At 65.7% G+C, this 25778-nt stretch carries 26 protein-coding genes; 17 read left to right on the forward strand and 9 right to left on the reverse strand.

Annotation, left to right across the window (positions count from 1 at the left end):
- The coding region (locus tag E8F12_RS09860; RefSeq protein WP_280325061.1) for an amidohydrolase at positions 1-1596 on the forward strand (1596 nt) is incomplete at its 5' end.
- A 242-nt stretch (positions 1597-1838) separates the two neighbouring features.
- On the opposite strand, the gene E8F12_RS09865 is transcribed toward E8F12_RS09860, so the two are convergent.
- The gene (locus tag E8F12_RS09865; RefSeq protein ID WP_280325157.1) at positions 1839-2747 is read right to left on the reverse strand and encodes a LysR family transcriptional regulator; all 909 of its coding nucleotides are present in this window, start codon (positions 2745-2747) and stop codon (positions 1839-1841) included.
- Between the two features lie 96 nt (positions 2748-2843).
- On the opposite strand from E8F12_RS09865, the gene E8F12_RS09870 reads away from it, so the two are divergent.
- The 4 genes from E8F12_RS09870 to E8F12_RS09885 all read left to right on the forward strand — a co-directional run bounded on the left by E8F12_RS09870 (position 2844) and on the right by E8F12_RS09885 (position 7107).
- Entirely contained in the window at positions 2844-3710 is an 867-nt protein-coding gene (locus E8F12_RS09870; protein WP_280325063.1) for a pirin family protein, read from the forward strand.
- 119 nt (positions 3711-3829) lie between these two features.
- Positions 3830-4516 carry a hydrolase gene (locus E8F12_RS09875; protein WP_280325064.1) on the forward strand — a complete coding sequence of 229 codons (687 nt, stop codon included), beginning with the start codon at positions 3830-3832 and terminating at the stop codon, positions 4514-4516.
- Between the two features lie 56 nt (positions 4517-4572).
- Positions 4573-5196: an isochorismate family cysteine hydrolase YcaC gene (gene ycaC, locus E8F12_RS09880; RefSeq protein WP_280288602.1), complete on the forward strand. Its 624-nt coding sequence runs from the start codon at positions 4573-4575 to the stop codon at positions 5194-5196.
- Between the two features lie 99 nt (positions 5197-5295).
- Positions 5296-7107 (forward strand): monovalent cation:proton antiporter-2 (CPA2) family protein, encoded by a 1812-nt coding sequence (locus E8F12_RS09885; RefSeq protein ID WP_280325065.1) that lies wholly within the window; start codon positions 5296-5298, stop codon positions 7105-7107.
- A 76-nt stretch (positions 7108-7183) separates the two neighbouring features.
- On the opposite strand, the gene E8F12_RS09890 is transcribed toward E8F12_RS09885, so the two are convergent.
- From E8F12_RS09890 to paaN, 6 genes are all read right to left on the reverse strand, one after another.
- Positions 7184-8674, reverse strand: a complete 1491-nt coding sequence (locus tag E8F12_RS09890) for an aldehyde dehydrogenase family protein (RefSeq protein WP_280325066.1) — start codon at positions 8672-8674, stop codon at positions 7184-7186.
- A gap of 44 nt (positions 8675-8718) precedes the next feature.
- Positions 8719-9111 (reverse strand): c-type cytochrome, encoded by a 393-nt coding sequence (locus E8F12_RS09895; RefSeq protein ID WP_280325068.1) that lies wholly within the window; start codon positions 9109-9111, stop codon positions 8719-8721.
- A 339-nt stretch (positions 9112-9450) separates the two neighbouring features.
- Positions 9451-10371, reverse strand: a complete 921-nt coding sequence (gene feaR, locus E8F12_RS09900; RefSeq protein ID WP_280325069.1) for a transcriptional regulator FeaR — start codon at positions 10369-10371, stop codon at positions 9451-9453.
- 107 nt (positions 10372-10478) lie between these two features.
- Positions 10479-11402: a phenylacetic acid degradation operon negative regulatory protein PaaX gene (gene paaX / locus E8F12_RS09905; RefSeq protein ID WP_280325070.1), complete on the reverse strand. Its 924-nt coding sequence runs from the start codon at positions 11400-11402 to the stop codon at positions 10479-10481.
- A gap of 91 nt (positions 11403-11493) precedes the next feature.
- Complete coding sequence (gene paaY, locus E8F12_RS09910; protein ID WP_280325071.1) at positions 11494-12093, reverse strand: phenylacetic acid degradation protein PaaY; 600 nt, start codon at positions 12091-12093, stop codon at positions 11494-11496.
- 26 nt (positions 12094-12119) lie between these two features.
- Positions 12120-13802 (reverse strand): phenylacetic acid degradation protein PaaN, encoded by a 1683-nt coding sequence (gene paaN, locus E8F12_RS09915; protein ID WP_280325072.1) that lies wholly within the window; start codon positions 13800-13802, stop codon positions 12120-12122.
- Between the two features lie 407 nt (positions 13803-14209).
- On the opposite strand from paaN, the gene paaF reads away from it, so the two are divergent.
- From paaF to paaK, 6 genes are all read left to right on the forward strand, one after another.
- Entirely contained in the window at positions 14210-14983 is a 774-nt protein-coding gene (gene paaF, locus E8F12_RS09920; protein ID WP_280325073.1) for a 2,3-dehydroadipyl-CoA hydratase PaaF, read from the forward strand.
- Between the two features lie 43 nt (positions 14984-15026).
- The gene (gene paaG / locus E8F12_RS09925) at positions 15027-15818 is read left to right on the forward strand and encodes a 2-(1,2-epoxy-1,2-dihydrophenyl)acetyl-CoA isomerase PaaG (RefSeq protein WP_280325074.1); all 792 of its coding nucleotides are present in this window, start codon (positions 15027-15029) and stop codon (positions 15816-15818) included.
- A gap of 4 nt (positions 15819-15822) precedes the next feature.
- Positions 15823-17337: a 3-hydroxyacyl-CoA dehydrogenase PaaH gene (gene paaH, locus E8F12_RS09930; protein ID WP_280325075.1), complete on the forward strand. Its 1515-nt coding sequence runs from the start codon at positions 15823-15825 to the stop codon at positions 17335-17337.
- The gene (paaI, locus tag E8F12_RS09935) at positions 17334-17783 is read left to right on the forward strand and encodes a hydroxyphenylacetyl-CoA thioesterase PaaI (RefSeq protein ID WP_280325076.1); all 450 of its coding nucleotides are present in this window, start codon (positions 17334-17336) and stop codon (positions 17781-17783) included. Before paaH ends, paaI begins: the two co-directional genes overlap by 4 nt.
- Positions 17776-18981, forward strand: coding sequence for a 3-oxoadipyl-CoA thiolase (gene pcaF / locus E8F12_RS09940; RefSeq protein ID WP_280325077.1), 1206 nt, complete (start codon positions 17776-17778; stop codon positions 18979-18981). The genes paaI and pcaF overlap by 8 nt, the downstream gene beginning before the upstream one ends.
- A 97-nt stretch (positions 18982-19078) precedes the next feature.
- Entirely contained in the window at positions 19079-20389 is a 1311-nt protein-coding gene (paaK, locus tag E8F12_RS09945; protein WP_280325078.1) for a phenylacetate--CoA ligase PaaK, read from the forward strand.
- Between the two features lie 60 nt (positions 20390-20449).
- Here the strand turns inward: paaK and E8F12_RS09950 are convergent, their stop codons facing one another.
- The gene (locus E8F12_RS09950) at positions 20450-20959 is read right to left on the reverse strand and encodes an AAA family ATPase (protein WP_280325079.1); all 510 of its coding nucleotides are present in this window, start codon (positions 20957-20959) and stop codon (positions 20450-20452) included.
- 284 nt (positions 20960-21243) lie between these two features.
- Between E8F12_RS09950 and E8F12_RS09955 the strand changes: the two genes are divergently transcribed.
- Positions 21244-21597 (forward strand): DUF1428 domain-containing protein, encoded by a 354-nt coding sequence (locus tag E8F12_RS09955; RefSeq protein WP_280325080.1) that lies wholly within the window; start codon positions 21244-21246, stop codon positions 21595-21597.
- 190 nt (positions 21598-21787) lie between these two features.
- On the opposite strand, the gene E8F12_RS09960 is transcribed toward E8F12_RS09955, so the two are convergent.
- Complete coding sequence (locus E8F12_RS09960) at positions 21788-22135, reverse strand: MTH938/NDUFAF3 family protein (protein ID WP_280325081.1); 348 nt, start codon at positions 22133-22135, stop codon at positions 21788-21790.
- Between the two features lie 201 nt (positions 22136-22336).
- Here E8F12_RS09960 and E8F12_RS09965 point away from each other — a divergent pair, with 201 nt between their 5' ends.
- The 5 genes from E8F12_RS09965 (at position 22337) to paaD (ending at position 25775) form a co-directional block, all read left to right on the forward strand.
- On the forward strand, positions 22337-22726 hold the full coding sequence (locus E8F12_RS09965; protein ID WP_280325082.1) for a hypothetical protein: 390 nt from the start codon (positions 22337-22339) through the stop codon (positions 22724-22726).
- A 455-nt stretch (positions 22727-23181) separates the two neighbouring features.
- The gene (gene paaA / locus E8F12_RS09970; RefSeq protein WP_280325083.1) at positions 23182-24174 is read left to right on the forward strand and encodes a 1,2-phenylacetyl-CoA epoxidase subunit PaaA; all 993 of its coding nucleotides are present in this window, start codon (positions 23182-23184) and stop codon (positions 24172-24174) included.
- A gap of 27 nt (positions 24175-24201) precedes the next feature.
- Complete coding sequence (gene paaB / locus E8F12_RS09975; protein ID WP_103102982.1) at positions 24202-24483, forward strand: 1,2-phenylacetyl-CoA epoxidase subunit PaaB; 282 nt, start codon at positions 24202-24204, stop codon at positions 24481-24483.
- Between the two features lie 10 nt (positions 24484-24493).
- On the forward strand, positions 24494-25255 hold the full coding sequence (paaC, locus tag E8F12_RS09980; RefSeq protein ID WP_280325084.1) for a 1,2-phenylacetyl-CoA epoxidase subunit PaaC: 762 nt from the start codon (positions 24494-24496) through the stop codon (positions 25253-25255).
- On the forward strand, positions 25242-25775 hold the full coding sequence (paaD, locus tag E8F12_RS09985) for a 1,2-phenylacetyl-CoA epoxidase subunit PaaD (protein ID WP_280325085.1): 534 nt from the start codon (positions 25242-25244) through the stop codon (positions 25773-25775). Before paaC ends, paaD begins: the two co-directional genes overlap by 14 nt.
- Positions 25776-25778: the final 3 nt, after the last annotated feature.

The raw sequence follows: 25778 nt of genomic DNA on the forward strand, positions 1-25778 counted from the left end.
CGCTGGGAAGGCGTGCCCTCCCTGGCCGACGCCCTGCGCATGCTCAAGGCGCAGGCCGAGCGCACACCCTCGCCGCAGTGGGTGCGGGTGGTCGGCGGCTGGAACGAGTTCCAGTTCGCCGAGAAACGCATGCCCACGCTGGACGAGCTCAACAAGGCCGCGCCGGACACTCCGGTGTTCGTCCTCCACCTCTACGACCGCGCCCTGCTCAACCGCGCCGCACTCAAGGTGGTCGGCTACACCAAGGACACCCCCAATCCGCCCGGCGGCGAGATCCAGCGCGACGCCAATGGCGAGCCCACCGGCATGCTGGTCGCCCGGCCCAACGCGATGATCCTCTACTCGACGCTGAGCAAGGGGCCGAAGCTGCCGCTGGAGTACCAGGTCAACTCCACTCGCCAGTTCATGCGCGAGCTCAATCGCCTGGGCCTCACCAGCGCCATCGATGCCGGCGGCGGCTACCAGAACTACCCGGACGACTACCAGGTGATCGAGGAACTGGCCAAGCAGGGCCAGCTCAGCGTGCGCATCGCCTACAACCTGTTCACCCAGAAGCCCAAGGAAGAGCTGGCCGACTTCCAGGCCTGGAGCAAGTTGGTCAAGCCCGGCCAGGGCGACGACTTCCTGCGCCACAACGGCGCCGGCGAGATGCTGGTGTTCTCCGCCGCCGACTTCGAGGACTTCCTCGAACCGCGCCCGGACCTGCCGCAGACCATGGAGCAGGAACTGGAGCCGGTGGTGCGTCACCTGGTGGAGCAGCGCTGGCCCTTCCGCCTGCACGCCACCTACGACGAATCCATCTCGCGCATGCTGGACGTGTTCGAGAAGGTCAACCGCGACATCCCGTTCAACGGCCTGCCCTGGTTCTTCGACCATGCCGAAACCATCTCGCCGAAGAACATCGAGCGCGTTCGCGCCCTCGGCGGCGGCATCGCCATCCAGGACCGCATGGCCTTCCAGGGCGAGTACTTCGTCGACCGCTACGGCGCCAAGGCCGCCGAGCAGACCCCGCCGATCCAGCGCATGTTGGCCGAAGGCGTGCCGGTGGGCGCCGGCACCGACGCCACCCGGGTGTCCAGCTACAACCCCTGGACCTCGCTCTACTGGCTGGTCAGCGGCCGCACTGTCGGCGGGATGGAGCTGTACCCCCAGGGCCTTTCCCGCGAGACCGCGCTGCAGCTGTTCACCCACGGCAGCGCCTGGTTCTCCAGCGAGCAGGGCAAGAAGGGCCAGATCAAGGTGGGCCAGTTGGCCGATCTCGCGGCGCTGTCGGCGGATTTCTTCAGCGTCGAGGAGGAGGCCATCAAGTGGATCGAGTCGGTGCTGACCGTGGTCGACGGCAAGGTGGTCTATGCCGCCGCCGAGTTCGACAAGCTCGGCCCGCCGCAGCTGCCGGTGTTGCCCGAGTGGTCGCCGGTAGCCAAGGTCCCCGGCCACTGGAAGCCCGCCGCGCCGCTCGCCGCCCAGGTCCATCAGTGCGTCGGCGCCTGCGCCGTGCATGCCCACAGCCACGAGCGGGCGCGCCAGTCGAATGTGCCGGTGAGTGACTACCAGGGCTTCTGGGGCGCGCTGGGCTGTTCCTGCTTCGCGTTCTGACGGCAGCTGCCAACCAACGGCAGAACTACGTTCTGCTTGGCGATTGAAATCGCCCCTACAGGAAACGCGGGCCGAGCACCGCACAAGTCCAATCGGCGGCACCGTTACCTTGTAGGGGCGAATTCATTCGCCAAGGGCAGCCACGCTGCCCCCTGCGGACACGAAGGGCAGACCTTCGGCCTGCTTGGCGAATGAATTCGCCCCCACAGGAAAAGCGCCCCGTGCCGTTGTGCATATTCCCCTCACCTCATATCACTCCCCCTGAACGCCTCCGCCAGGAAATCGATCAGGGTCCTGACCGACGGCAGCAACCCGCGCCGGGATGGGAACGCGGCATGCACGATGCCGGTCCGCGGCGCCCAGTCTGGCGTCACCTGCACCAGCTTGCCGCTGGCCAGCTCGTCCCGCGCCACCACCCAGGGCATGTGCACCACGCCCACTCCCGCCTCGGCGGCCTGGCGCAGCACCAGCAGGTCGTCGGTGACCAGTCGCGGATGGTGGCGTACGGCGGCGCTGGCGCCGTCCGGGCCTTCCAGCTGCCAGATGTACTCGCGCAGGGCCGCACCCCAGTGCAGGCTCGGCAGGCTGGCCAGGTCCGCCGGCACCAGCGGCTGCGGCAAGCCCTCCAGCAACACCGGGCTGGCCACCAGGCACTGGGTGCTGTTGGCCAGCACCTTCATCACCAGGTCGGTGTCCTCCAGGGGCGGGAAGCGCACGCGCAGAGCAACGTCGATGCCCTCCTGGATCAGGTCCACCTGGCGGTTGGTGCTCTCGATGTGCAGCTCCACCAGTGGGTACTCCACCATGAAGCGGGTCAGCATCGGCCCCACCCAGAAGTCCAGCAGCGCCGTGGGGCAGCTGATGCGCACCACGCCCTGGGGCTCGGAACGGTTGCGTTCGATCACCTCCGCAGCGCCCTCGGCCTCCACCATCATGGCCACGCAATGGCGGTAATACTCCTGGCCGATCTCGGTGACCGAGAAGTGCCGCGTGGAGCGCTGGATCAGGCGCACGCCGAGGCGCTCCTCCAGGTTGGCGATGCGCCGGCTGAGCTTGGACTTGGGCATGTCCAGGGCGCGCCCGGCCGGGGCGAAGCCACCATGCTCCACCACCTGGGCGAAGTAATAGAGGTCGTTGAGGTCTTCCAACAGCGTTCTCCAAATAGGACTCTGAGACCAATTTAGTCGGTCTACTGCGACCAGCGTTGCAATTCTAAGGTGTGCTCCATGGATTTCAGGAGGCACACCATGAAAAAGATCCTCGGTATCTACACCAGCCCCCGGCCGCATTGGGTCGGCGACGGCTTCCCGGTTCGCACGCTGTTTTCCTACGACAGCCTGGGCAAGCACATCAGCCCCTTCCTGCTGCTGGACTACGCAGGTCCCGCCGACTTCGAGCCCGCCGAGCGTCCCCGTGGCGTCGGCCAGCACCCGCACCGGGGTTTCGAGACGGTCACCATCGTCTACCAGGGCGAGCTGGAACACCGCGACTCCACCGGCGCCGGCGGGCGCATCGGCCCCGGCGACGTGCAGTGGATGACGGCGGCCTCGGGCATCCTCCACGAGGAGTTCCATTCCGAAGCCTTCACCCGCAGCGGCGGGACCCTGGAGATGGTCCAGCTCTGGGTCAACCTGCCGGCCCGCGACAAGCTGGCCGCGCCCGGCTACCAGACCCTCCTCGACGCCGATATCCCTACTCTGCCGCTGCCGGACAAGGCCGGCAGCCTGCGCCTGATCGCCGGCGAGTTCGCCGGCCAGCAGGGCCCGGCGCGCACTTTCACGGACATGGACGTCTGGGATATCCGCCTGAACCCCGGCAAGCCGGTGAACCTCGGCCTCGAGCCCGGTCGCAACACGGCGCTGGTGGTGCTGCGCGGCACCCTGCAGGTGAATGGCACGGAACTGGTGCGCGAAGGCCAGATGGTCCTGTTCGAGCCCGAAGGCGACGAGCTGCTACTGGAAGCCAACAACGAGGCCCTGGTGCTGCTGCTCTCCGGCGAGCCCATCGACGAGCCGATCGTCGGCTACGGACCCTTCGTGATGAACAGCCAAGCCGAGATACGCCAGGCGATCCAGGCCTTCCAGGCCGGCGAGTTCGGTCGCATGGACGACTGACGGTCACACGCTGGACTTGGCCGTTGCCTAGTCTGGTTAACCCCCACGACGGATTCGTGGGCCGGCGGGCGACCGCCCCGGCCAGGACGGCCATCACCCCGAAAAAGAGGTAAGAAGCCATGAACAACTTTGCCCAAGTCGCGAATTTCAACGGCAAGATCCCGAAGATCGACCCGAATAACGCCGCGATGCTGCTGATCGACCATCAGAGCGGGCTGTTCCAGACGGTCAAGGACATGCCCATGACCGAGCTGCGGGCCAACGCCATCACCCTGGCGAAGCTCGCTACCCTGGCCAGGATGCCGGTCATCACCACCGCGTCGGTGCCGCAAGGCCCCAACGGCCCGCTGATCCCCGAAATCCACGAAGCCGCTCCCCATGCCCAGTACGTGGCGCGCAAGGGCGAGATCAACGCCTGGGACAATCCCGAATTCGTCGCCGCGGTGGAAAAGACCGGGCGCAAGCAACTGATCATCGCCGGCACCATCACCAGCGTGTGCATGGCCTTCCCCAGCATCAGCGCGGTGAATGCCGGCTACCAGGTGTTCGCTGTCATCGACGCGTCAGGCACCTACTCGAAGATGGCCCAGGAAATCACTCTGGCGCGCGTCGTCCAGGCCGGTGTGGTGCCCATGGATACCGCCGCCGTCTGCGCCGAAGTGCAGCAGACCTGGAACCGTCCGGACGCTGCCGAGTGGGCGGCCGCCTATAGTCAAGTGTTCCCGCACTACCAACTGCTGATCGAGAGCTACATGAAGGCGCAGCAGGTGGCCAAGGACAACGAAGTGCTGGATTCACAGCGCTGACCCCGAGCTGTCCGCCCCACAAGGGCGGACGACCAACCGCAGCAAGGAGATTCACCATGGCTTTCCAATACAAGCGTCTGGACAAGAACAACGCCGCCGTGCTCCTGGTCGATCACCAGGCCGGCCTGCTCTCACTGGTACGGGACATCGAGCCCGACAAGTTCAAGAACAACGTCCTGGCCCTGGGCGACCTGGCCAAGTACTTCAAGTTGCCCACCATCCTCACCACCAGCTTCGAGACCGGCCCTAACGGCCCCCTGGTGCCGGAGCTCAAGGAGCAGTTCCCCGACGCGCCCTACATCGCACGCCCCGGCAACATCAACGCCTGGGACAACGAAGACTTCGTCAAGGCGGTGAAGGCCACCGGCAAGAAGCAGCTGATCATCGCCGGTGTAGTCACCGAGGTCTGCGTGGCCTTCCCGGCGCTGTCGGCCCTCGAGGAAGGCTTTGAGGTGTTCGTGGTCGCCGACGCTTCCGGCACTTTCAACGAAGTCACCCGTGACGCCGCCTGGCGCCGGATGGAAGCCGCCGGCGCCCAGCTGATGACCTGGTTCGGCGTGGCCTGCGAACTGCACCGTGACTGGCGCAACGACATCGAAGGCCTGGCCGCGTTGTTCTCCAACCACATCCCCGACTATCGCAACCTCATCACCAGCTACAGCACCCTCACCGCCAAGTGAGCCGCACGGGCGCCGCGTCGTATCGGCGCGGCGCCCTGCCCCAACGCCTCTCCCTGCTCTAAGATGTCGCCCCTCACGCAATGGACCAAGGAGTGACTCATGCCCCATGACGGCGGCCTGTTGCAGGCAGCGGTGGTGTTCCTGTTCGCAGCCGTTATCACCGTCCCCCTGGCCAAGCGCCTGCAACTGGGTGCGGTGCTGGGCTACCTGCTGGCCGGGGTGCTGATCGGCCCGTCGGTGCTGCGCCTGGTCACCGACCCCGAAAGCGTGGCCCGAGTCTCCGAACTGGGCGTGGTGCTGCTGCTCTTCATCATCGGCCTGGAACTCTCGCCCAGGCGTCTCTGGGTGATGCGCCGTTCGGTATTCGGCGTGGGCCTGGCGCAAGTGCTGCTGACCGCGCTGGCCATTGGCTCGGTAGCCTGGCTGGTGTTCTCCCGTCCCCTGAACACTGCGGCCGTGCTGGGCTTCGGCCTGGCGCTCTCATCCACCGCATTCGGCCTGCAGATACTCGCCGAACGCAAGGAACTCACCAGCCCCCACGGCCGGCTGGCCTTCGCCATCCTGCTGTTCCAGGACATCGCCGCCATTCCCTTGATCGCCCTGCTGCCGCTGCTCGCCGGTGCCCGCCACCTGGACGCCGGGGAGGTCGAACTGCGGGACATCCTCCTGGCGGTGGGCAGCATCGGCGCGGTGATCGTCGGCGGGCGTTACCTGCTGCGGCCGGTGTTCCGCATCGTGCTGAAGGCGGGGTTGAAGGAAGTCGCAACCGCCACGTCGCTGCTGGTGGTGATCGGTACGGCCTGGCTGATGGAGCTGGCCGGCATGTCCATGGCCCTCGGCGCCTTCATCGCCGGCCTGCTGCTGGCGGACTCGGAGTACCGCCACGAGCTGGAGGCCCAGATCGAACCGTTCAAGGGCCTGCTGCTGGGCCTGTTCTTCATGAGCGTGGGCATGAGCGCCGACCTCAGCCTGCTGCTGAACGAGCCCTTCGCGGTGCTGGTCCTGACCGTACTGCTGATGCTGCTGAAGCTGCCCTTGCTCTATCTGGTGGGGCACCTCGCCGGTGGGCTGGACCGCGTTCATGCGCTGCGCCTGGGCATCATCCTGGCCGCTGGCGGCGAGTTCGCCTTCGTCGTGTTCAAGCTGGCCCACGAACAGGGCCTGGTCGACACCCGCCTGCACGGCCTGCTGGTGCTCAGCATCACCCTCTCCATGGCCGTCACGCCGCTGCTGGTACTGGGCCTGTTCCGGCTGTTCAAGGCCAAACCGTCACCCGTTTCCGTGCCGGATGAATATGCCCGCATCGACAGCGATGCGCCGCGCGTGGTGATCGCCGGCATGGGGCGCATGGGCCAGATCATCGCGCGGGTGCTGCGCGCCCAGCGGGTGCCCTATGTGGCCCTCGATACGGCAGTGGAGATGATCGACTACGGCCGCAGCCTGAGCCTGGGCCACATGCCGATCTTCTACGGCGACCCGCTGCGACCGGAAATCCTCCGGGCGGCCAAGGTGGACAAGGCCGAGTTCCTGATCATTGCCACGGACGACCCGGACACCAACCTCAAGACCGCCGAACTGGTGAAGCAGCTGTATCCCCATATCAAGGTCATCGCCCGCGCGCGCAACCGCCAGCATGTGCACCGCCTGCTGGACCTGGGCGCCGTACCGGTGCGCGAGACCTTCCACTCCGCACTGGAGATGAGCCACCAGGCACTGCTCGGCCTTGGCCTGAACGAAGAACAGGCTGCGGCGCGGATCAGGCGCTTCCAGCGCCATGACGAGGAAGTGCTGGCAGCCCAGCACAAGGTCTATGACGACGATGCCGCGGTGATCCAGACCGCTCGCGAAGCCCGCGCCGAACTGGAACACCTGTTCGATGCCGACCTGATCGAGAACAAGGGAGTGAAGTAACGGCCCGCACCCCCGAACTACCGCCCACAAAAAAACCGGCAGGCGTGAAGCGCCTGCCGGAAATCGAGGGTCTTGCTCAGTGGGCGATGCAGACCGATTTCAGCTCGGTGTAAGCCTCGATCACTGCACGGCCGAATTCACGGCCCATACCGGATTGCTTGACGCCGCCGAAGGGCATGTTCGGGTCCAGCAGCACATGGGCGTTGACCCAGACGGTGCCGGCCTCGATTCGCGGCACCAGGTTCATCGCCTTGGACAGGTCATTGGTCCAGAGGCTGGCCGCCAGGCCGTAGGGGCTGTCGTTGGCCAGTTCGATCATGGCGTCCTCGTCGGTGAAGGGGATCACCGACAGCACCGGGCCGAAGACTTCCTCACGGGCCACGGTCATGTCGTGGTTCACGTCCGCCAGCACGGTGGGCTGGACGAAGAAACCCTCGCCTTCCAGGCGCTCGCCGCCGGCCACCACGCGGGCGCCTTCCTGGCGGGCCAGGTCGATGTGCTTGAGCACGCTCTGCTGCTGCTTGTAGGACACCAGCGGGTTGATCGCCGCCTCCTGGTCCATGCCCGGACCGATGGACAGCCCCTTCACGGCAGCCGCCAGGCCCTGGACGAATTCCTCGTAGCGAGACTGGTGCACATAAAAGCGCGATGCCGCCGCGCAGACCTGGCCCTGGTTCAGCAGGCCGCCGAGCAGCGCGCCCTGCACCGCCTTCTCCACGTCGGCGTCTTCCAGCAGGATCATCGGGTTCTTGCCGCCCAGCTCCAGGGCGAAGCGGGTCATGTTCTCCATGCAAGCCACGCCGACGCTCTTGCCCACGGCGGTGGAGCCGGTGAAGGACACCTTGCTGATCAGCGGGTGCGAGGCCAGGGCGTTGCCCACAGTGCCGCCGCCGCCGGTGATGACGTTGAACACGCCGGCCGGAATGCCTGCCTCGAAGGCCAGCTCGGCCAGGCGCAGGGCGGTCAGCGGGGTCTCGCTGGCCGGCTTGATGACCACGGTGCAGCCGCAGGCCAGGGCTGGCATGAGCTTCCAGGTGGTGATCATCAGCGGGAAGTTCCACGGCACGATGCCGGCCACCACACCCACCGGCTCTCGGCGGGCGAAGGCGGTGAAGCGCGAGCCCGGCGGAATCGGGATGGACACGTCCAGGGTCTGGCCTTCGATCTTGGTCGCCCAGCCGGACATGTAGCGCATGAACTCCACGGTGGCGCCGACATCCAGCATGCGCGAGATGTTGATCGACTTGCCCTGGCTCAGGGTTTCCAGCTGGGCCAGTTCCTCGGCGTGCTCCTCCACCAGCGCGGTGAAGCGCAGCAGGATGCGCTCGCGGTCGGCCGGGCGCAGGCCGGACCAGACGCGAGACTTGAATGCCTGGTGGGCGGACTGCACGGCGCGCTCCAGATACTCCAGCGGCACGTCCGGCACGGCGGCGATGGTCTCGCCCGTGGCCGGGTTCAGCACCGGGGTGGTCGGGCCTTCCGGCAGCACCCACTGACCATCGATGAAGCAGCCGTGGCGGCGCTCCAGGAATGCCGCGACCTGCGGCAGGATTTCAACCTTGCTCATTCTCGATCCTCTTCATCCGAAAGCCGGGCGCCTGCCCGGCGCCATCATTTCTGTGCGCCCAGGAAACAGCCCACCGCGCGACGGTCATCGGCGCCGGCCATTCCGGCATAGGGCATGTAGGTCCCGGTGACGAAGGCCTGGGGCTGGGCGATGAACTGCTCCAGGCTGTCCAGCTGCCATTCGACTGCCTTGTCCTTCATCGCCTGGGAGTAGCTGAAGCCGGCCAGGCTGCCGGACTTTCGCCCGTACAGGCCGTGCAGGTTCGGACCCATCATGGTCGGGCCGCCGGTCTTGGCCGAATGGCACACGGAGCAGTCGCTGCCGAACAGCGCCGCCCCCTTCTGTACCTGCTCCGGAACGCAGTCCGCCGCCAGCACCGACTGAGTTGCCATCAGCGCCAGCACGGCGAACAGCGGCCCCGTATTGCGTTTGAACATCAACTCACCACCTCGATCGTCCACAAGCCCGCCCCGCGCAGTCGCAACGGCGTACGCGGAATCAGGGCCGATGTCCGGATTCTCGGTGCTGGAGAGAATCGAGGTTTTTTTGTCTGTGCCAGACGTGTTGGCAGGGCTGCCAGACAAAGCGGCATGGGGGCGAAGAACACCTGTAGGGGCGAATTCATTCGCCAAGCAGGACGCAGTCCTGCCGTAGGTTGGTGCAGAGCGAAGCGAAGCCCAACGTGGCGGCGTTCGAATCCGCGCGTTGGGCTTCGTGGCCTCAGCCAAAACCTACGAAGGTTCGCGCCCGTCAGGGTTTCCCTGGAGGGGCGAGCCTCAGCCCTTGCCGTACTGCCTGCGGTACTCGCTGGGTGATACGCCGAAGCGGCCCTTGAAGGCGGTGGAGAAGTAGCTGGAATCGGTGAAGCCCCAGGCATAGCCCAGGGCCGAGAGCTTCTGCTCGGCGGTGGCGTGGCGCAGGCTTTCGGCGCAGAAGTCGAGGCGGCGGTTCTTGATGTACTGGGCCACCACCAGGCCCTTCCTGGCGAACATGCGGTACAGGCCGCGCACCGATACCCCCACTTCACGGGCGATGGTCTCGGGGCAGAGCTCCTCGGCGCAGATGTTCTCGTCGATAAAGCGCAGGGTCTTGCGGAACATGCGTTCGTGCACATCCTGCTCAGCCTCGGCGGCGCTGATGGCCGGACGCAGCAGGCTGACCACCGCCTCCAGCGTGGCTTCGCTTTCCGGCAGGCTGAGGCTGTCCTGGCGGGTGGATTCGAGGATCAGCCGGTTGGCCAGCATCGCGACCGGCGAGCTGGCCGGGATGCGCTGGGCACAGCGTACGCCGGAGAAGCGCAGGCGCTGCTCCACCATATGGCGCGGCAGGATCAGCGACAGCTGGCAGGAATTCTCGCGGTAGACGAAGTCGCTGGGCTGGGTGGAGTCGATCAGGGTGATGTCGCCGGGCCCCATCTCGATGCTGTTGCCGCCCTGCTCCATGCCCGAATGACCATTGAGCTGGAGTGCCAGGTAGAAGTGCTTGCCGTCGCTCTGCGCCACCTCCTTCTGAGTGCGGAACAGACGCGCCTGGGCCACGTCCACGAAGCTCAGCTTGATGGCGCCGGCCTTGTATTCGCGGATGGCTCCGGAGAACTCCGAGCCCAGCAGCTTGGCGCCGAAGCGCCCGCAGACCTGGTTGATACCTTGCAGCCACTCGTCGAAGTGGTCTGCCCTCAGTGCTTGTGCAGTCGTCATGGCTTTCTCAGCCTCACGCTAGGCATTGTTCTTGTCGTTATCCGGCCTGACGTCGTGGCAGGCCGGGTTTACCTCGTCCGTGATGAGTCGCCGAAAAAGCGGCGTGGCTACTTCAACCCACCGAAACGCTGATAAAAGCTCTCGCCGGCATCCGGCAACGGACCATCCGCGGTTTCCAACGCCGCGTTCAGCCATTCCTCTGCCTTGGCAAAGATGAGTCGGTAGATATTGCGGCACAACTGGCGCGCCGCGCGGCCTTCCCAATCTCCCGGCAGCAGTTCGTCGGGGAGTTGCGGGTCGCGCAGCAGCAATTTGCGGTATTCGTGGATGAGCAAGGTCCGGGCCAGGAAGCAATCGGCCGGTTGCAGGCTCTCCTGCTCGCGCAGCGCCTGCCAGAGCGGACGGAACAGCTGGATGAACTCGCTGTAGTGGGTACCCAGTTCATCGATGTTCCAGCTCTCGCGAACCTGCATGCGCAGGGCCTTGGAGGCGAGCACGTCCTGGGAACGGGTCTCGAACAGGATGCTGTCCTCCAGGGCGTCCAGCTCCTGCAGGGTGGCGCTCAGGTCCACCCGGTCGCAGCGCGGATTGGCCAGCACGGTGGGCGAGATTGCGCCAAAACCTTGCCATTCCAGTTCCTCGCGCACCTGTTTGCGCTTGTCCTGGGGCAGCTGCGAGAGCACCACCAGGGACCAGGCGCCGTCCCAGGCCGGTACATTGGAGCTGTAGACCCGCTTGAACGCCTTCTCGAAACGCCGCCGGCCGGCGCCGGTCAAGCTGTAGTAGCTGCGCCGGCCGACCTTTTCCGCACTCAGCCAACCTTCCTTGGTGAGGCGGAAGATGGAGGTGCGGATCAACCGCTCATTGATGCCCATGGGTTCCAGCAGCTGGATCAGGCTGCCCAGCCAGACAGTACCGCCGTGGGGTTCGATGGCATCGCCATAGAGGGTGATGATGAGCGAACTGGCGCGGATCGGCGTCTGCTGCTGGAAGCGGGTGACGAGTTGGTCCAAGGGCACGAGCGAAGTCATGGGCATACTGGAAACGGAAAAGATGCCGAATATACCCGCAGGCTCCTCGGCATGACCATTGGGGAAAGCCCCGGGTGTGCGAAGACCGCCCTCATTGCGACGAAGTACCCTTCGGACGCAGGCCGCGGTCGGCTATACGTGGCCGGTCGGATTCCACCTCCGCCAGCGGCTCGCACGCCACCAGGCTCTCCAGGCAGCGCTGGGCCAATACCTGGTACTCGCGGGTGCCGGCCTGCTTCCAGGCCACTTCCTCGTCGCTCAGGCGGCGCTTGGCCTGCGCCGGGGCCCCCATCACCAGCGATTGTTCCTCGCAGCTGAAACCGGCCTTGACGAAGGCGGTGGCGGAAACGAAGGAGCGCGCACCGATGCGCGCGCCGTCCATCACCACCGCGTTCATGCCTACCAGCGCGTCTTCGCCGATTCGGCAGCCGTGCAGGACGGCACCGTGGCCGATATGACCATTGCGTTCGACCACCGTGTCGCTCTCTGGGAATCCATGCATCACGCAGGTGTCCTGGATGTTGGCGCCCTCCTCCAGGACGATCCGGCCGAAATCGCCGCGCAGGCTGGCCAGCGGGCCGACATAGCAGCCCGGACCGATGATCACGTCGCCGATCAGCACGGCGGTCGGGTGCACGTAGGCGGTGGGATGGACCACCGGGGTCAGGCCATCGAGGCTGTAGCAGGTCATCGCGGATTCCTTCTTCTTATAGGGGCTTATGCGCCGTGTCGGCGGCTCTGCACGGTGACGAAGCGACGAGCGACGAAGGCACCATCGGTGATGGAGGCATTGGCCGCCGGGTTGCCGCCGCTGGCGTGGAAGTCGCTGAAGGCGGCGGACTGGTTGACGAAGACGCCACCGTCGAAGTTGATCGACAGGGCCACGGCTGCATCAAAGGACAGCCGCTCGGCGCGGTCCAGCACGCTGTCGTCGGTGGAGTACACGCCCAGGGTCAGGGCGCCCTTATCGGCAATCACCTCACCGGCCAGACGCAGGCTGTGCTCGGTGTCGTCGGTGGCAATGACGAAGGCAATGGGGCCGAAGCGCTCCTCGGAATAGGCGTCCCGATCGGCTGCATCCACCTTCAGCAGTAGCGGCGTGTGGATGCGCGCACCGGGGAACTGCGGATGCTCGCGGGCCTCGCTGTCCAGCAGCACCTCACCCAGCTGGCGACAGGCCTGGATACGCTGGGCGGTGGCCTCGGACTGGATGGCACCGATCACCGCGCAGGCGCGCTCGTTATCGGCGAGGAAGCTACGGATCGCGCCGGCCAGCGCCTGGGCGACATCGTCGAAGCTCATCTGCTCGTCGCCGTTGCGGATGCCCCCGCGCGGCACATAGATAGCTTGGGTAGTGGTGCACATCTGCCCGGAATAGAGGCTGAGGGAGAACGCCAGGTTGCGCGCCACGGCCTTGAGGTCGCGCACGCTGTCGATGATGACGCTATTGATGCCGGCCTTCTCGGTGAAGACCTGCGCCTGGCGGGCGTTGTCCTCCAGCCAATTGCCGAAGGCGGTGGAACCGGTGAAGTCCACCAGCTTCACCCGCGGGTCCAGGGCCAGGCGCTGGCTGACCGGGGCGTCAGGACTGTCCACCACCAGGCTCACCAGCGCCGGATCGAAACCGAGTTCGGCCAGGACCTCCTGGGCGACCTTGACGCTCATGGCCACCGGCAGGATCGCGCCCGGATGCGCCTTGACCAGTACCGGGTTGCCGGTGGCCAGGCTGGCGAACAGGCCGGGATAGGTGTTCCAGGTGGGGAAGGTGGAGCAGGCGATCACCAGCGACAGGCCGCGCGGGACGATGTGCCAGCGCTTGTCCAGCACCAGCGGGTCCTGCTTGCCCTGGGGTTTGCTCCAGCGCGCCACTTCCGGCACCTCGTTCATGGCGCGCCAGGCATAGGCCAGTACTTCCAGACCCCGGTCCTGGGCATGGGGGCCACCAGCCTGGAACGCCATCATGTAGGCCTGGCCGCTGGTGTGCATCACCGCATGGGCCAGGGTCGGGCTGAGGGCGTTGAGACGCTGGAGGATTTCCAGGCAGGCGCCGACCCGCGCCTTGGGGCCAGCGTCGCGCCAGGCCGGCAACGCCGCCTGCAGGCGCGACAGCAGTTGATCCGCATCGTACTGGTCATAGCTCACATTCAGGTCGAAGCCGTAGGGCGAGCGCTCGGCGCCGGCGCGGCCCACCGGCTGCGGGCCGGCCAGGACGAAATGCTGGCCGAGCAGCGCCTCGAAGGCCGCCTGGGCGCCCTTCACCGCCTCTTCCGGGTACTGCTTGAGGCTTTCCGGGAAGGGCGACCAGTAGCCGCGCTCGCTGATCGCCTGAACGGCGCGCTCGAGGGTGCCACGGTGGTGCTCGAACAGTTCGAGGGCGGCAGCACGGGCGGTGGTCGACATGGGGAAACTCCTCAACAAGGCGGATGGGGCCACAAGATGGCACAAAGCGATTCGCTCGATGATGGATTTTGTATCACATCAATCTGAAACATAAAAGCTCAGGCAGCTGTATCAGATGACGACCGGTCATCGGCGAACTTTTCAGGCCATCCAAAGGCACGCAAACCCATAAAACACAGGCAGCGCGCGCCACCGGCGAATACCAGCAACCTGCCCTAAGGTAGTAAAGGCGCCACACTTTAGACACATAAATAATATGTTCAGTTATTGTTTTGTATCGCTTTATGGATATACTCCAGCCAAAGTCGCCCCGGCCATTGCGTCAGGGGGACACAGGAAGGGGCCCACCCCGAACCCACTAATAAGAGTGGCCATCGAGGCCGCGCGCGCACCTGAGGACAGTCGACATGCCTCGTACCCTTGCCGTCCTGCCGCCCGAGCAGGGTGTCCGCCTGATCACCCTGCAGCGTCCGGAGGCGCTCAATGCCCTCAATACCGAACTGCTGGGCGAGCTGGCCGCCGAACTAGACGCCGCCGAGCAGGACGCCGAGACCCGCGTCGTGGTCATCACCGGCAGCCGCAAGGCCTTCGCCGCCGGCGCGGATATCAAGGAAATGGCCGAGCGCGACCTGGTGGGCATCCTCAATGACCCGCGCCTGGCCCACTGGCAGCGCATCACCCGCTTCGGCAAACCGCTGATCGCTGCCATCAATGGCTTCTGCCTGGGCGGCGGCTGCGAACTGGCCATGCACGCCGACATCCTCATCGCTGGCGAAGACGCCCGCTTCGGCCAGCCGGAAATAAACCTCGGGATCATGCCCGGCGCTGGCGGCACCCAGCGCCTGCTGCGCGCCGTGGGCAAGTCCCTGGCCATGCAGATGGTGCTTACCGGCGAAGCCATCGGCGCCCGCCATGCCCTGCGCGCCGGTCTGGTCAGCGAAGTGACCCAGCCCGAGTTCACCGTCGAGCGCGCCATCGCCATCGCCCGCGTCATCGCGCAAAAGGCGCCGCTGGCCGTGCGCCTGGCCAAGGAAGCGCTGCTCAAGGCCGAGGACACCGACCTCGCCAGCGGGCTGCGCTTCGAGCGCCACGCTTTCACCCTGCTGGCCGGCACCCGCGACCGCGCGGAAGGCATCCAGGCCTTCCAGGAAAAGCGCCGCCCCGAATTCACCGGCCAGTAATCGCTGACCGCCCTCTTTCGACAGACCTGGAGCGCCTTTGCCCATGAATTTCGAGCACATCCTGTTTTCCATCGAGGCTGGCGTCGCCACCCTCAGCCTCAACCGTCCGGAGCAGCTGAACAGCTTCAACGCCAAGATGCATGGTGAGGTCCGCGAAGCCCTCAAGCTGGTGCGGCAGAACCCCGAGGCGCGCGTGCTGCTGCTCACCGCCGAGGGCCGCGGCTTCTGCGCGGGCCAGGACCTGGGCGACCGCAATGTCGCCCCGGGCGCCGCCGCCCCGGATCTCGGCGAGTCCATCGAGAAGTTCTACAACCCGCTGATCCGCGCGCTGCGCGACCTGCCGCTGCCGGTAATCTGCGCAGTGAACGGCGTGGCCGCCGGTGCCGGCGCCAATATCCCGCTGGCCTGCGACCTGGTCCTGGCCGCCCGCTCCGCCAGCTTCATCCAGGCCTTCTGCAAGATCGGTCTGATCCCGGACTCAGGCGGCACCTGGACCCTCCCCCGCCTGGTCGGCATGGCCCGCGCCAAGGCCCTGACCCTGCTGGGTGACCGTCTGACCGCCGAACAGGCCGAGCAATGGGGTCTGATCTACCGCGTGGTGGATGATGCCGCCCTGCGCGAGGAGTCCCTGAAGCTCGCCCGCCACCTGGCCACCCAGCCCACCTACGGCCTGGCCCTGATCAAGCGCAGCCTCAACGCCAGCCTGAACAACAGCTTCGACGAGCAGCTGGATATGGAGCGCGACCTGCAGCGCCTGGCCGGGCGCAGCGAGGATTACCGCGAGGGCGTAAGCGCCTTCATGGAAAAGCGCACCCCAGCCTTCAAAGGACGCTGATCCCATGCCCGCCCTGAATATTTGCGTCCCCGTTGCCGTGATCGGCGCCGGCGCCATGGGTGCCGGCATCGCCCAGGTGGCCGCCCAGGCAGGTCATCCGGTCAGGCTTTATGACAACCGCCCCGGCGCGGCCGCCCAGGCCATCGACGGTATCGACCGCCAGCTCGGCCGCGTGGTGGAGAAAGGCAAACTCTCCGCCGAAACCCGCGCCGCCATCGTCGCCCGCTTGCAACCGGCGGAGTCCATCGACGCCCTGGCCGACTCCGGCCTGGTGATCGAGGCCATCGTCGAGAACCTTGAGGTCAAGCGCGGCCTGCTGCGCCAGCTGGAAGCGCTGTGCGGTAAAGACTGCATCCTTGCCAGCAATACCTCGTCGCTGTCCATTACCAGCCTGGCGGCCGGCCTCGAACATCCGGGCCGGGTGATCGGCATGCACTTCTTCAACCCGGCGCCGCTGATGGCCCTGGTGGAAATCGTCTCCGGTCTGGCCAGCGATCCCGCGCTCGCCCAGTGCCTCTACGAAACCGCGAAGGCCTGGGGCAAGCAGCCGGTGCACACGAAGTCCACGCCGGGCTTCATCGTCAACCGCGTGGCGCGCCCCTTCTATGCCGAAAGCCTGCGCCTGCTGCAGGAAGGCGCCGCCGACTGCGCCACCCTCGACGCGCTGATGCGTGACGCCGGCGGTTTCCGCATGGGCGCCTTCGAGCTCACCGACCTGATTGGCCATGACGTCAACTACGCCGTCACCTGCTCGGTGTTCGACGCCTACTACGGCGACTTCCGCTTCCAGCCCTCGCTGATCCAGAAGGAACTGGTGGACGCCGGCCGTCTGGGCCGCAAGACCGGTCGCGGCTTCTATGACTACGCCGAACGCGCCGAGCGCCCGCAGCCGGCCGAGCTGGCCGGTACCGCCGCCGTGGACGCCTGCGTGGTGGAAGGCAACCTCGGCGTGGCCGAACCCCTGGTGCAGCGCCTGGCGGATGCCGGCGTGACGATCGTGCGCCGCGATGGCAACGGTCTGCTGCGCGTCGGTGACGCGGTGCTTTCCCTGTCCGACGGCCGCCTGGCCAGCCAGCGCGCCGGCGAAGACGGCCTCGCCAACCTCGTGCTGCTGGACCTCGCCCTCGACTACGCCAAGGCCACTCGCCTGGGCATCAGCTGGGCAGCGGGCACCGCCGAAGGCGCACTGGACCAGGCAGTGGCGCTGCTGCAACGCGCCGGCCTCAAGGTCAGCCCCCTGGCCGACATTCCCGGCCTCGCTGTGCTGCGTACCGTGGCCATGCTGGCCAACGAAGGCGCCGACGCGGTGCTGCAGGGTGTCGGCTCGGCCGGCGACATCGACCTCGCCATGCGCGCAGGCGTGAATTACCCGCAGGGCCCGCTGGCCTGGGCCGACGCCATTGGCCTGCCGGCCGTGTTGCGCACCCTGGAAAACCTCCAGGCCAGCTATGGCGAAGAGCGCTACCGCCCTTCCCTGCTGCTGCGCCGCCAGGTGGCCGAAGGGAGGAACTTCCGATGACCAACCACGAAGCCCTTTCCCTCGCCGAAGCCTGCGGCAGCGCCCTGTTCGAGCGCGACGCCGCCAGCCAGGCCATGGGCATGCGCCTGCTCTCCGTGGCACCGGGGCAGGCCCGGGTCGGCATGACCGTGCGTTCGGACATGGTCCAGGGCCACGGCACCTGCCACGGCGGCTACCTGTTCGCCCTGGCGGACTCCGCCTTTGCCTTCGCCTGTAACAGCTACAACGAGGCCACCGTGGCCATCGGCTGCAGCATCGACTACGTGGCGCCAGCGCGCCTGGGTGACACCCTCACCGCCCAGGCCACCGAGCAGAGCCGCAGCGGCCGCACCGGCAACTACGACGTGCGCATCGAGAACCAGAACGGGCAACTGATCGCCCTCTTCCACGGCAAGTCCTACAAAGTGCGCGGCCCGGTACTCGCGCAGGAGAACCCTGATGAATGACGCCCTGATAATCGACGCCGTGCGCACGCCCATCGGCCGCTACGCCGGTGCGCTGTCCGGCGTGCGCGCCGACGATCTCGGCGCCGTGCCGATCCGCGCCCTGATGGCCCGCCATCCGGAGCTGGACTGGAGCGCCATCGACGACGTGATCTACGGCTGCGCCAACCAGGCCGGCGAAGACAACCGCAACGTCGCGCGCATGTCTTCCCTGTTGGCCGGCCTGCCGCTGAGCGTGCCGGGCACCACACTCAACCGCCTCTGCGGCTCCGGCCTGGACGCCATCGGCAACGCCGCCCGTGCCCTACGCTGCGGCGAGGCGGGGCTGATGCTCGCCGGCGGCGTGGAGTCCATGTCTCGCGCGCCGCTCGTGATGGGCAAGGCGGAGACTGCTTTCTCCCGCCAGGCCGAAATCTTCGACACAACCATCGGCTGGCGCTTCGTCAACCCGCTGCTGAAGGCGCAGTTCGGCATCGACTCCATGCCGGAAACCGCCGAGAACGTGGCCGAGCAGTTCAATGTTTCCCGCGAGGACCAGGACGCCTTCGCCCTGCGCAGCCAGCAGCGCGCCGCCACCGCACAGGCCAATGGCCGCCTGGCCAAGGAAATCGTCCCGGTGGAGATTCCCCAGCGTAAAGGCGCGCCCAAGCTGGTCGAGCACGACGAGCACCCGCGCGGCGACACCACCCTGGAACAGCTGGCCAAACTGGGCACGCCGTTCCGCCAGGGTGGCAGCGTCACCGCCGGCAACGCCTCGGGTGTCAACGACGGCGCCTGCGCCTTGTTGCTGGCCAGCAGCGAAGCCGCCAAGCGCCACGGTCTGAAGGCCCGCGCGCGGGTGGTCGGCATGGCCACCGCCGGCGTCGAGCCGCGCATCATGGGCATCGGCCCGGTGCCGGCAACCCGCAAGGTGCTGGAGCTGACCGGCCTGTCCCTGGCCGACATGGACGTCATCGAACTCAACGAAGCCTTCGCCGCCCAGGGCCTGGCCGTCCTGCGCGAACTGGGTCTCGCCGACGAAGACCCTCGCGTGAATCCCAATGGCGGCGCCATCGCCCTCGGCCACCCGCTGGGCATGAGCGGCGCGCGGCTGGTCACCACCGCGCTGCACGAACTGGAAGAGCGCCAGGGCCGCTACGCCCTCTGCACCATGTGCATAGGCGTTGGCCAAGGCATCGCCCTGGTCATTGAAAGGCTCTGAAACGCAAGAACCGAGATCGACGAAAGGGGTGAGGAGTATCCTCTTCCTCAGCACTCAGGGGCCCAAGGGCCCCCACAAAAACAATTTGAGTGAAACCATGAACATGATTGCCAATACCGCCTTGCTTGACCCGATGGAAACCGCCAGCGTCGACGAACTGCGCCAGCACCAGCTGGAGCGTCTGCGCTGGAGCCTGAAGCACGCCTACGAGAACGTCCCGCTGTACCGCCAGCGCTTCGACGAGGCAGGCGTGCATCCGGATGATCTGAAATCCCTCGAAGACCTGGCCAAGTTCCCCTTCACCGGAAAGAACGACCTGCGCGACAACTACCCGTTCGGCATGTTCGCCGTGCCCCAGAGCGAAATCGTGCGCATCCATGCTTCCAGCGGCACCACCGGCAAACCCACCGTGGTCGGCTACACGCAGAACGACATCGACACCTGGGCCAACGTGGTAGCGCGCTCGATCCGCGCCGCCGGCGGCCGCAAGGGCGACAAGGTGCACATCTCCTATGGCTACGGCCTGTTCACCGGCGGCCTGGGCGCCCACTACGGCGCCGAGCGCCTGGGCTGCACCGTGATCCCGATGTCCGGCGGCCAGACCGAGAAGCAGGTCCAGCTGATCCGCGACTTCCAGCCGGACATCATCATGGTCACCCCGTCCTACATGCTGAACCTGGCTGACGAGATCGAGCGCCAGGGCATCGACCCGCACAAGCTGGCTCTGCGCCTCGGCATCTTCGGCGCCGAGCCCTGGACCGCCGAACTGCGCCGCGCCATCGAGGAGCGCATGGGCATCACCGCCCTGGATATCTACGGCCTGTCGGAAATCATGGGACCGGGCGTCGCCATGGAATGCGCCGAGACCAAGGACGGCCCGACCATCTGGGAAGACCACTTCTACCCCGAGATCATCGACCCGGTGACCGGCGAAGTGCTGCCGGACGGCCAACTGGGCGAGCTGGTATTCACCTCGCTGTCCAAGGAAGCCCTGCCGATGATCCGCTACCGCACCCGCGACCTGACCCGCCTGCTGCCGGGCACCGCGCGGCCGATGCGGCGCATGGACAAGATCACCGGCCGTAGCGACGACATGCTGATCATCCGTGGCGTGAACGTGTTCCCGACCCAGATCGAGGAGCAGGTGCTGAAGATCCGACAGCTGTCCGAGAACTACGAGATCCACCTGTCCCGCAGCGGCAACCTGGACAGCATCGAAGTCCACGTCGAACTCAAGCACGAGCACGAAGGCCTCGGCGAGCAGCAGCAACAAGCGCTGTGCAGCGAGCTGGGCAAGTACATCAAGACCTACATCGGTATCAGCTCGCGCATCGTCCTGCGTCCCTGCTTCTCGCTGAAGCGCTCCGAGGGCAAGGCCTGCCACGTTTACGACAATCGCAACAAGTAATCGCCAGAGCTGAAGAAAAGCCCCGCGTATGCGGGGCTTTTTCATGGGCAGGGCAATTGGCTAGAAGGTAGCGCGGGACAAGTGCTCGATGATTGCCTCCACCGCCTCATCCGGCGAGATCACGGCGGAATCCAGCCGCAACGGCCCTTCGCCCCATGCTTCATAGTCATGTTCCAGAACCGATTTCCAGGTCGGAGGTTTCAGGCCAGGCACATCGACCGACCGGGTTTCCACCCTGAGTCGATGTACTCGCGCGTCAGAGCAAACCACCTCGATATCCAGCAAGGGCACGCCGGCCCGTGTCGCAATTTCGCGCCATGCCTCGCGACTTTCAGCGACCGGATTGACGCAGTCGACGATCACCACGCGGCCAAAGCCGAGATTCGATTGAGCCAGGGCGATAGCGACCAGATATCCGCTACGACCGACATCATGGGCAAGGACCTCGGCATCACGTAGAGCCTGTTCGATGGCATCCACTCTCAGGTAGGTCGCGTCCAGCCGGGATGCCAATCGACGCGCGATCGTTGTTTTCCCTGTGCCGGGCAGCCCGCTGAAGACAATGAGCATTTCATTTCCCGAAAAGACGGTTGTGAGGGGCTCTATCCTAATTTCCAACGGGCATGTTGAGCGAGCCTGAGCCCATGCCATCGATGGATATCGTTGCGCTCGCCTCATCCTGCGGCCCAATGAAAGCGAGGCTGTGGCGCTCGACCGTCGGTCGGGTCGGATGCCTCCTTGCGAGCGAGCCTGTCGAATGGCGACTACCACTATCGACTCTTAGGTAGATCGGCCGGAAGGATCTGTCTGGCCGACTCCAATCGACAGCACGGAATCCAGACAGGAGATCGATCATGACCTATGTAGATGGCTTCGTAGTCCCCGTCCCCACCGCCAACCGTGAGGCCTACCGCAAGGTAGCCGAGATGGCCGCGGGGGTCTTCAAGGAATGCGGCGCCTTGAGCGTCGTCGAGTGCTGGGGCGACGATGTGCCCGAGGGGAAGGTGACCTCCTTCCCGATGGCGGTGAAACGCAAGGACGACGAAACGGTGGTGCTCTCATGGATCACCTGGCCCTCGAAGCAGGTGCGGGATGAGGGCATGAAGAAGGCGATGGAAGACCCGCGGATGCAACCCAACCCGAGCAATATGCCCTTCGATGGGCAGCGGATGATCTATGGCGGGTTCGAGGTGCTGGTGAGTGCTTGAGAGGGCAGCTGCGCTGCCCTCAGCAAATGAATTCGCCCCCACAAGGAAGCCTGATGCCTGGCCCGCTCCCTGTGAGGGCGATTTCAATCGCCAAGCGGACCGCAGGTTCGCCCTTCGGCCTTGAAGAGGGATGGCTCCACTGCCATTGACGAATGAATTCGCCCCACCAAACAAACAGTCCCGGTGCGACCTAGCAGGTGAGATGCAGGATCGCGTTGGTGTGCTTCTGCCCCTCCTGCAGCATCTCGATGGCCTCCGCCGTCGGCCTCACGATCAACTCGATGCCGCGCCGCTCGGCCTCGCGCCTGACCTCCGACATGACCGGCAAGGCCCCGGCGCCGGTCCCGATCACCAGACGCCGGCAGTCCCAGGGAATCTCCTCCTCGATCGACAATGGCGTATGGCCGTAGGCATCGCGGAACCTTTTGGACGGTTTCTTCCTGCGCTTGCGGACCTCGCCATGATCAATCACTACGTCATGGGGGTAGGTGACCCCGTCGATGCTGATGGAGCCGAAGGAAAATGCATCGAAGCGCATAGCCACCGCCCTCCGCTTTTCATGGCCAGCGGTAGATTGGGTCGCATCCACCGGAGCCGGCACTCGACCCGTTAAGTATGGCCCCCAGCGGAGGCGACATAGGCCAAGAACCATCCCGCCCAAGACACGATTGGTCAAAAACTATACTGCTTCGTATGGGGGCAACATCCTCGGGGAGGATTAGATTCAGGAGGGTTCGCCATGCGTATCCTCAAGCTTTTACTGGTGTTTTTCGCCTGCCTCGGCGGGGGCCAGGTGATGGCCGAAACACCCTGGCCCGGCATTGACACCAGCGGTGCCATGACACTGGCCGGCGGCAGCCACTTCAAGGGCCACCACCGGCACAGCCACGGTTTCATGAAACATCATCATCATGGCTTCAAGTTTCATTCCCATGGGTTCAAACGCGGGTTCATTGGCCATTCGCATCGGTTCCATCACAAGCATCACCGCATCTTCGTGGTGGAGGATCCGCGTTTCGTTCGGCACCACCACTCCCACCGCGTTCATAGCATTCACGACCGTAGCGACGGGATCGTGATCCGATTCCACGATTCGCGCTCGCGGATGTTCAAGGGTTCCGATTTCTAAAGCCGATGAGCCCGGCTGCCGACCAGCGCCAGCTTCGACTCCGGTCCAGGTCGGAGGATGCATTGAGCCTCGGATGACAGGGAGTCATTTCTTGTGCCTTCGATCAGCACAAGCGCCACCGCAAGTCGCGCTCACCCCAGACATCACAAACAGAACACCAATCAGGCAATACATCTAAATACGTGTATCGCTTTGTGAGCCACCACAAAACACAGTCCTTCGCCAGCCGTCCCTCTGCTTCGAACCCCTCGCCTTGACCCAGCCAAGCCCTTAAATACAGAGGTCCTTGCACGCCTTGCCCGTGCCTTATGCCCGGATCCCCGCCCTGCCACTCGTCAATCCGATACAAAAACTCTTACGACACACGTTTTATTGTTTGATATTTGTTTTTGTATCATTTAAAAATAGCGCCATGGCCAAGCCACCCCACGAACCCTGCATGGCTGGAGAACGGCATGTACGCACAATTGGTTGAGACCGGCGTGAAGCGCGTGAAGGCGCTGGAGGAGATGTCCTCCGAGGAACGCGCCTTCCAGGAAAAGATCGACGCGGAAATCAAGATCGAGGCGAAGAACTGGATGCCGGAAGCTTACCGGCAGACCCTGATCCGCCAGATTTCCCAACACGCCCACTCCGAGATCGTCGGCATGCTGCCGGAAGGCAACTGGGTGACCCGCGCCCCGACGCTCAAGCGCAAGCTGCAGCTGATGGCCAAGATCCAGGACGAGGCCGGCCACGGCCTCTACCTCTACAGCGCCATGGAAACCCTCGGCGCCGACCGTGACGAGGAAATCGCCAAGCTGCACAGCGGCCGCGCCAAGTACTCGAGCATCTTCAATTACCCGACCCTGAACTGGGCCGACATGGGCGCGGTGGGCTGGCTGGTGGATGGCGCCGCCATCGTCAACCAGGTGGTGCTGCAGCGCACCTCCTACGGCCCCTACTCCCGCGCCATGATCCGCATCTGCAAGGAAGAGAGCTTCCACCAGCGCCAGGGCTACGAAATCCTCCTGACCATGATGCGTCACGGCACCCAGGCGCAGAAGGACATGGTCCAGGACGCCATCAACCGCCTCTGGTGGCCATCCCTGATGATGTTCGGCCCGAGCGACGCCGACTCCCCCAACAGCGCCCAGTCCATGGCCTGGAAGATCAAGCGCCAGAGCAACGACGAGCTGCGCCAGCGCTTCATCGACCAGACCGTGCCGCAACTGGAGCTGCTCGGCTGCACCGCCCCGGACCCGCACCTGAAATGGAACGAGGAACGCGGCCACTACGACTTCGGCGACATCGACTGGAGCGAGTTCTACGAAGTGCTCAAGGGCAACGGCCCCTGCAACGTCGAACGCGTCGCCACCCGTCGCAAGGCCATCGAAGACGGCGCCTGGGTCCGCGAAGCCGCGGTGGCCCACGCCCGCAAACAACAACGCAAAGCGGACGCCGCTTGACCTGCCCCTGATCTGGAGATTCCCGCCATGTCCGAATGGACCCTTTTCGAAGTCTTCGTGCGCAGCAAGCACGGCCTGAATCACAAGCACGTCGGCAGCGTGCATGCCGCCGACGCGCGCATGGCCATCGAGAACGCCCGCGAGCTCTACACCCGTCGCAACGAAGGCGTGAGCCTGTGGGTGGTGCCCTCGGCGCTGATCACGGCCTCCTCCCCGGACGAGAAAGAGCCGCTGTTCGACCCGGCCCAGGACAAGGTCTACCGCCACGCCAGCTTCTACGAGCTGCCGGCCGAAGTCGGCCACATGTGAGGCCGCTGCCATGACCCAACGCGAAGACCTCATCCAATACTTGCTGCATCTGGGCGACAGTGCCCTGATCCAGGGCCAGCGCCTCTGCGAATGGTGTGGCCACGCGCCCGCCATCGAGGAAGAACTGGCGCTGATGAACGTCGGCCTCGACCTGGTCGGCCAGGCCCGCAACTGGCTGGAATACGCCGCCGAGCTGATTGCCGACGGCCGTGACGCCGATCACCTGGCCTTCCGCCGTGACGAACGTGCCTACCGCAACCTGCTGCTGGTGGAGCAGCCCAACGGCGACTACGCCGTGACCATCACCAAGCAGTTTTTCTTCGACGCCTGGCACTTCCAGGTGCTGCACGGCCTGAGCCAGTCGAGCGACGAGCGCGTGGCCGGCATTGCCGCCAAGGCCCTGAAGGAAGTCACCTACCACCTGCGTCGCTCCGGCGAGTGGGTCGAGCGCCTCGGCGACGGCACCGAGGAAAGCCACCAGCGCATGCTGGCGGCCGTTCGCGACCTCTGGCGCTTCACCGTCGAGCTGGTGAACGGCGACGAGGTGGAACAGCGCCTGTTCGAGGCCGGCATCGCGCCGAACCCGGCAGACATCGCCGCGGCCTGGAAGGCCAAGGTCGCCGACATCTTCGCCAGCGCGACCCTGCCGCTGCCGGAGCCGGCCAGCTACTTCTACCTGTCCGGCCGCAAGGGCCTGCACACCGAGCACCTCGGTCTGCTGCTGGCCGAAATGCAGTTCCTCCAGCGGGCCTACCCCGATGCGTCCTGGTGAGCTGATCGCCAGCGACCGCGGCGCCAGGCCCGGCGCGCCGGATGATCTGGCGCACGCCTGGTCGGTGCTGGGCGAGGTGATGGACCCGGAAGTGCCGGTGGTCAGCGTGGTCGACCTCGGCATCGTCCGCGGCCTCGACTGGCAGGACGGGCACCTCCACGTGGTGGTCACCCCGACCTACTCCGGCTGCCCGGCCACCGAGGTGATCGAGCACGACATCGAGCAGGCCCTGCAAGGCGCCGGTTTCGCCGCGCCGCAGCTGGAGCGCCGCCTGACCCCGGCCTGGACCACCGACTGGATCAGCGAGGACGGCCGCGAACGCCTGCGCGCCTACGGCATCGCCCCGCCGGCCGGCAGCACCAGCAAGCGCAGCCTGCTGGGCGACTCCGGTGATGTCTGCTGCCCGCAATGCGGCAGCGCGCACACCGAGCTGCTCAGCCAGTTCGGCTCCACGGCCTGCAAGGCGCTGTACCGCTGCCGCGACTGCCTGGAACCTTTCGACTATTTCAAGTGCATCTGAGTG

This window comes from Pseudomonas sp. BN102, from assembly GCF_029871245.1.
Lineage (GTDB): Bacteria > Pseudomonadota > Gammaproteobacteria > Pseudomonadales > Pseudomonadaceae > Metapseudomonas.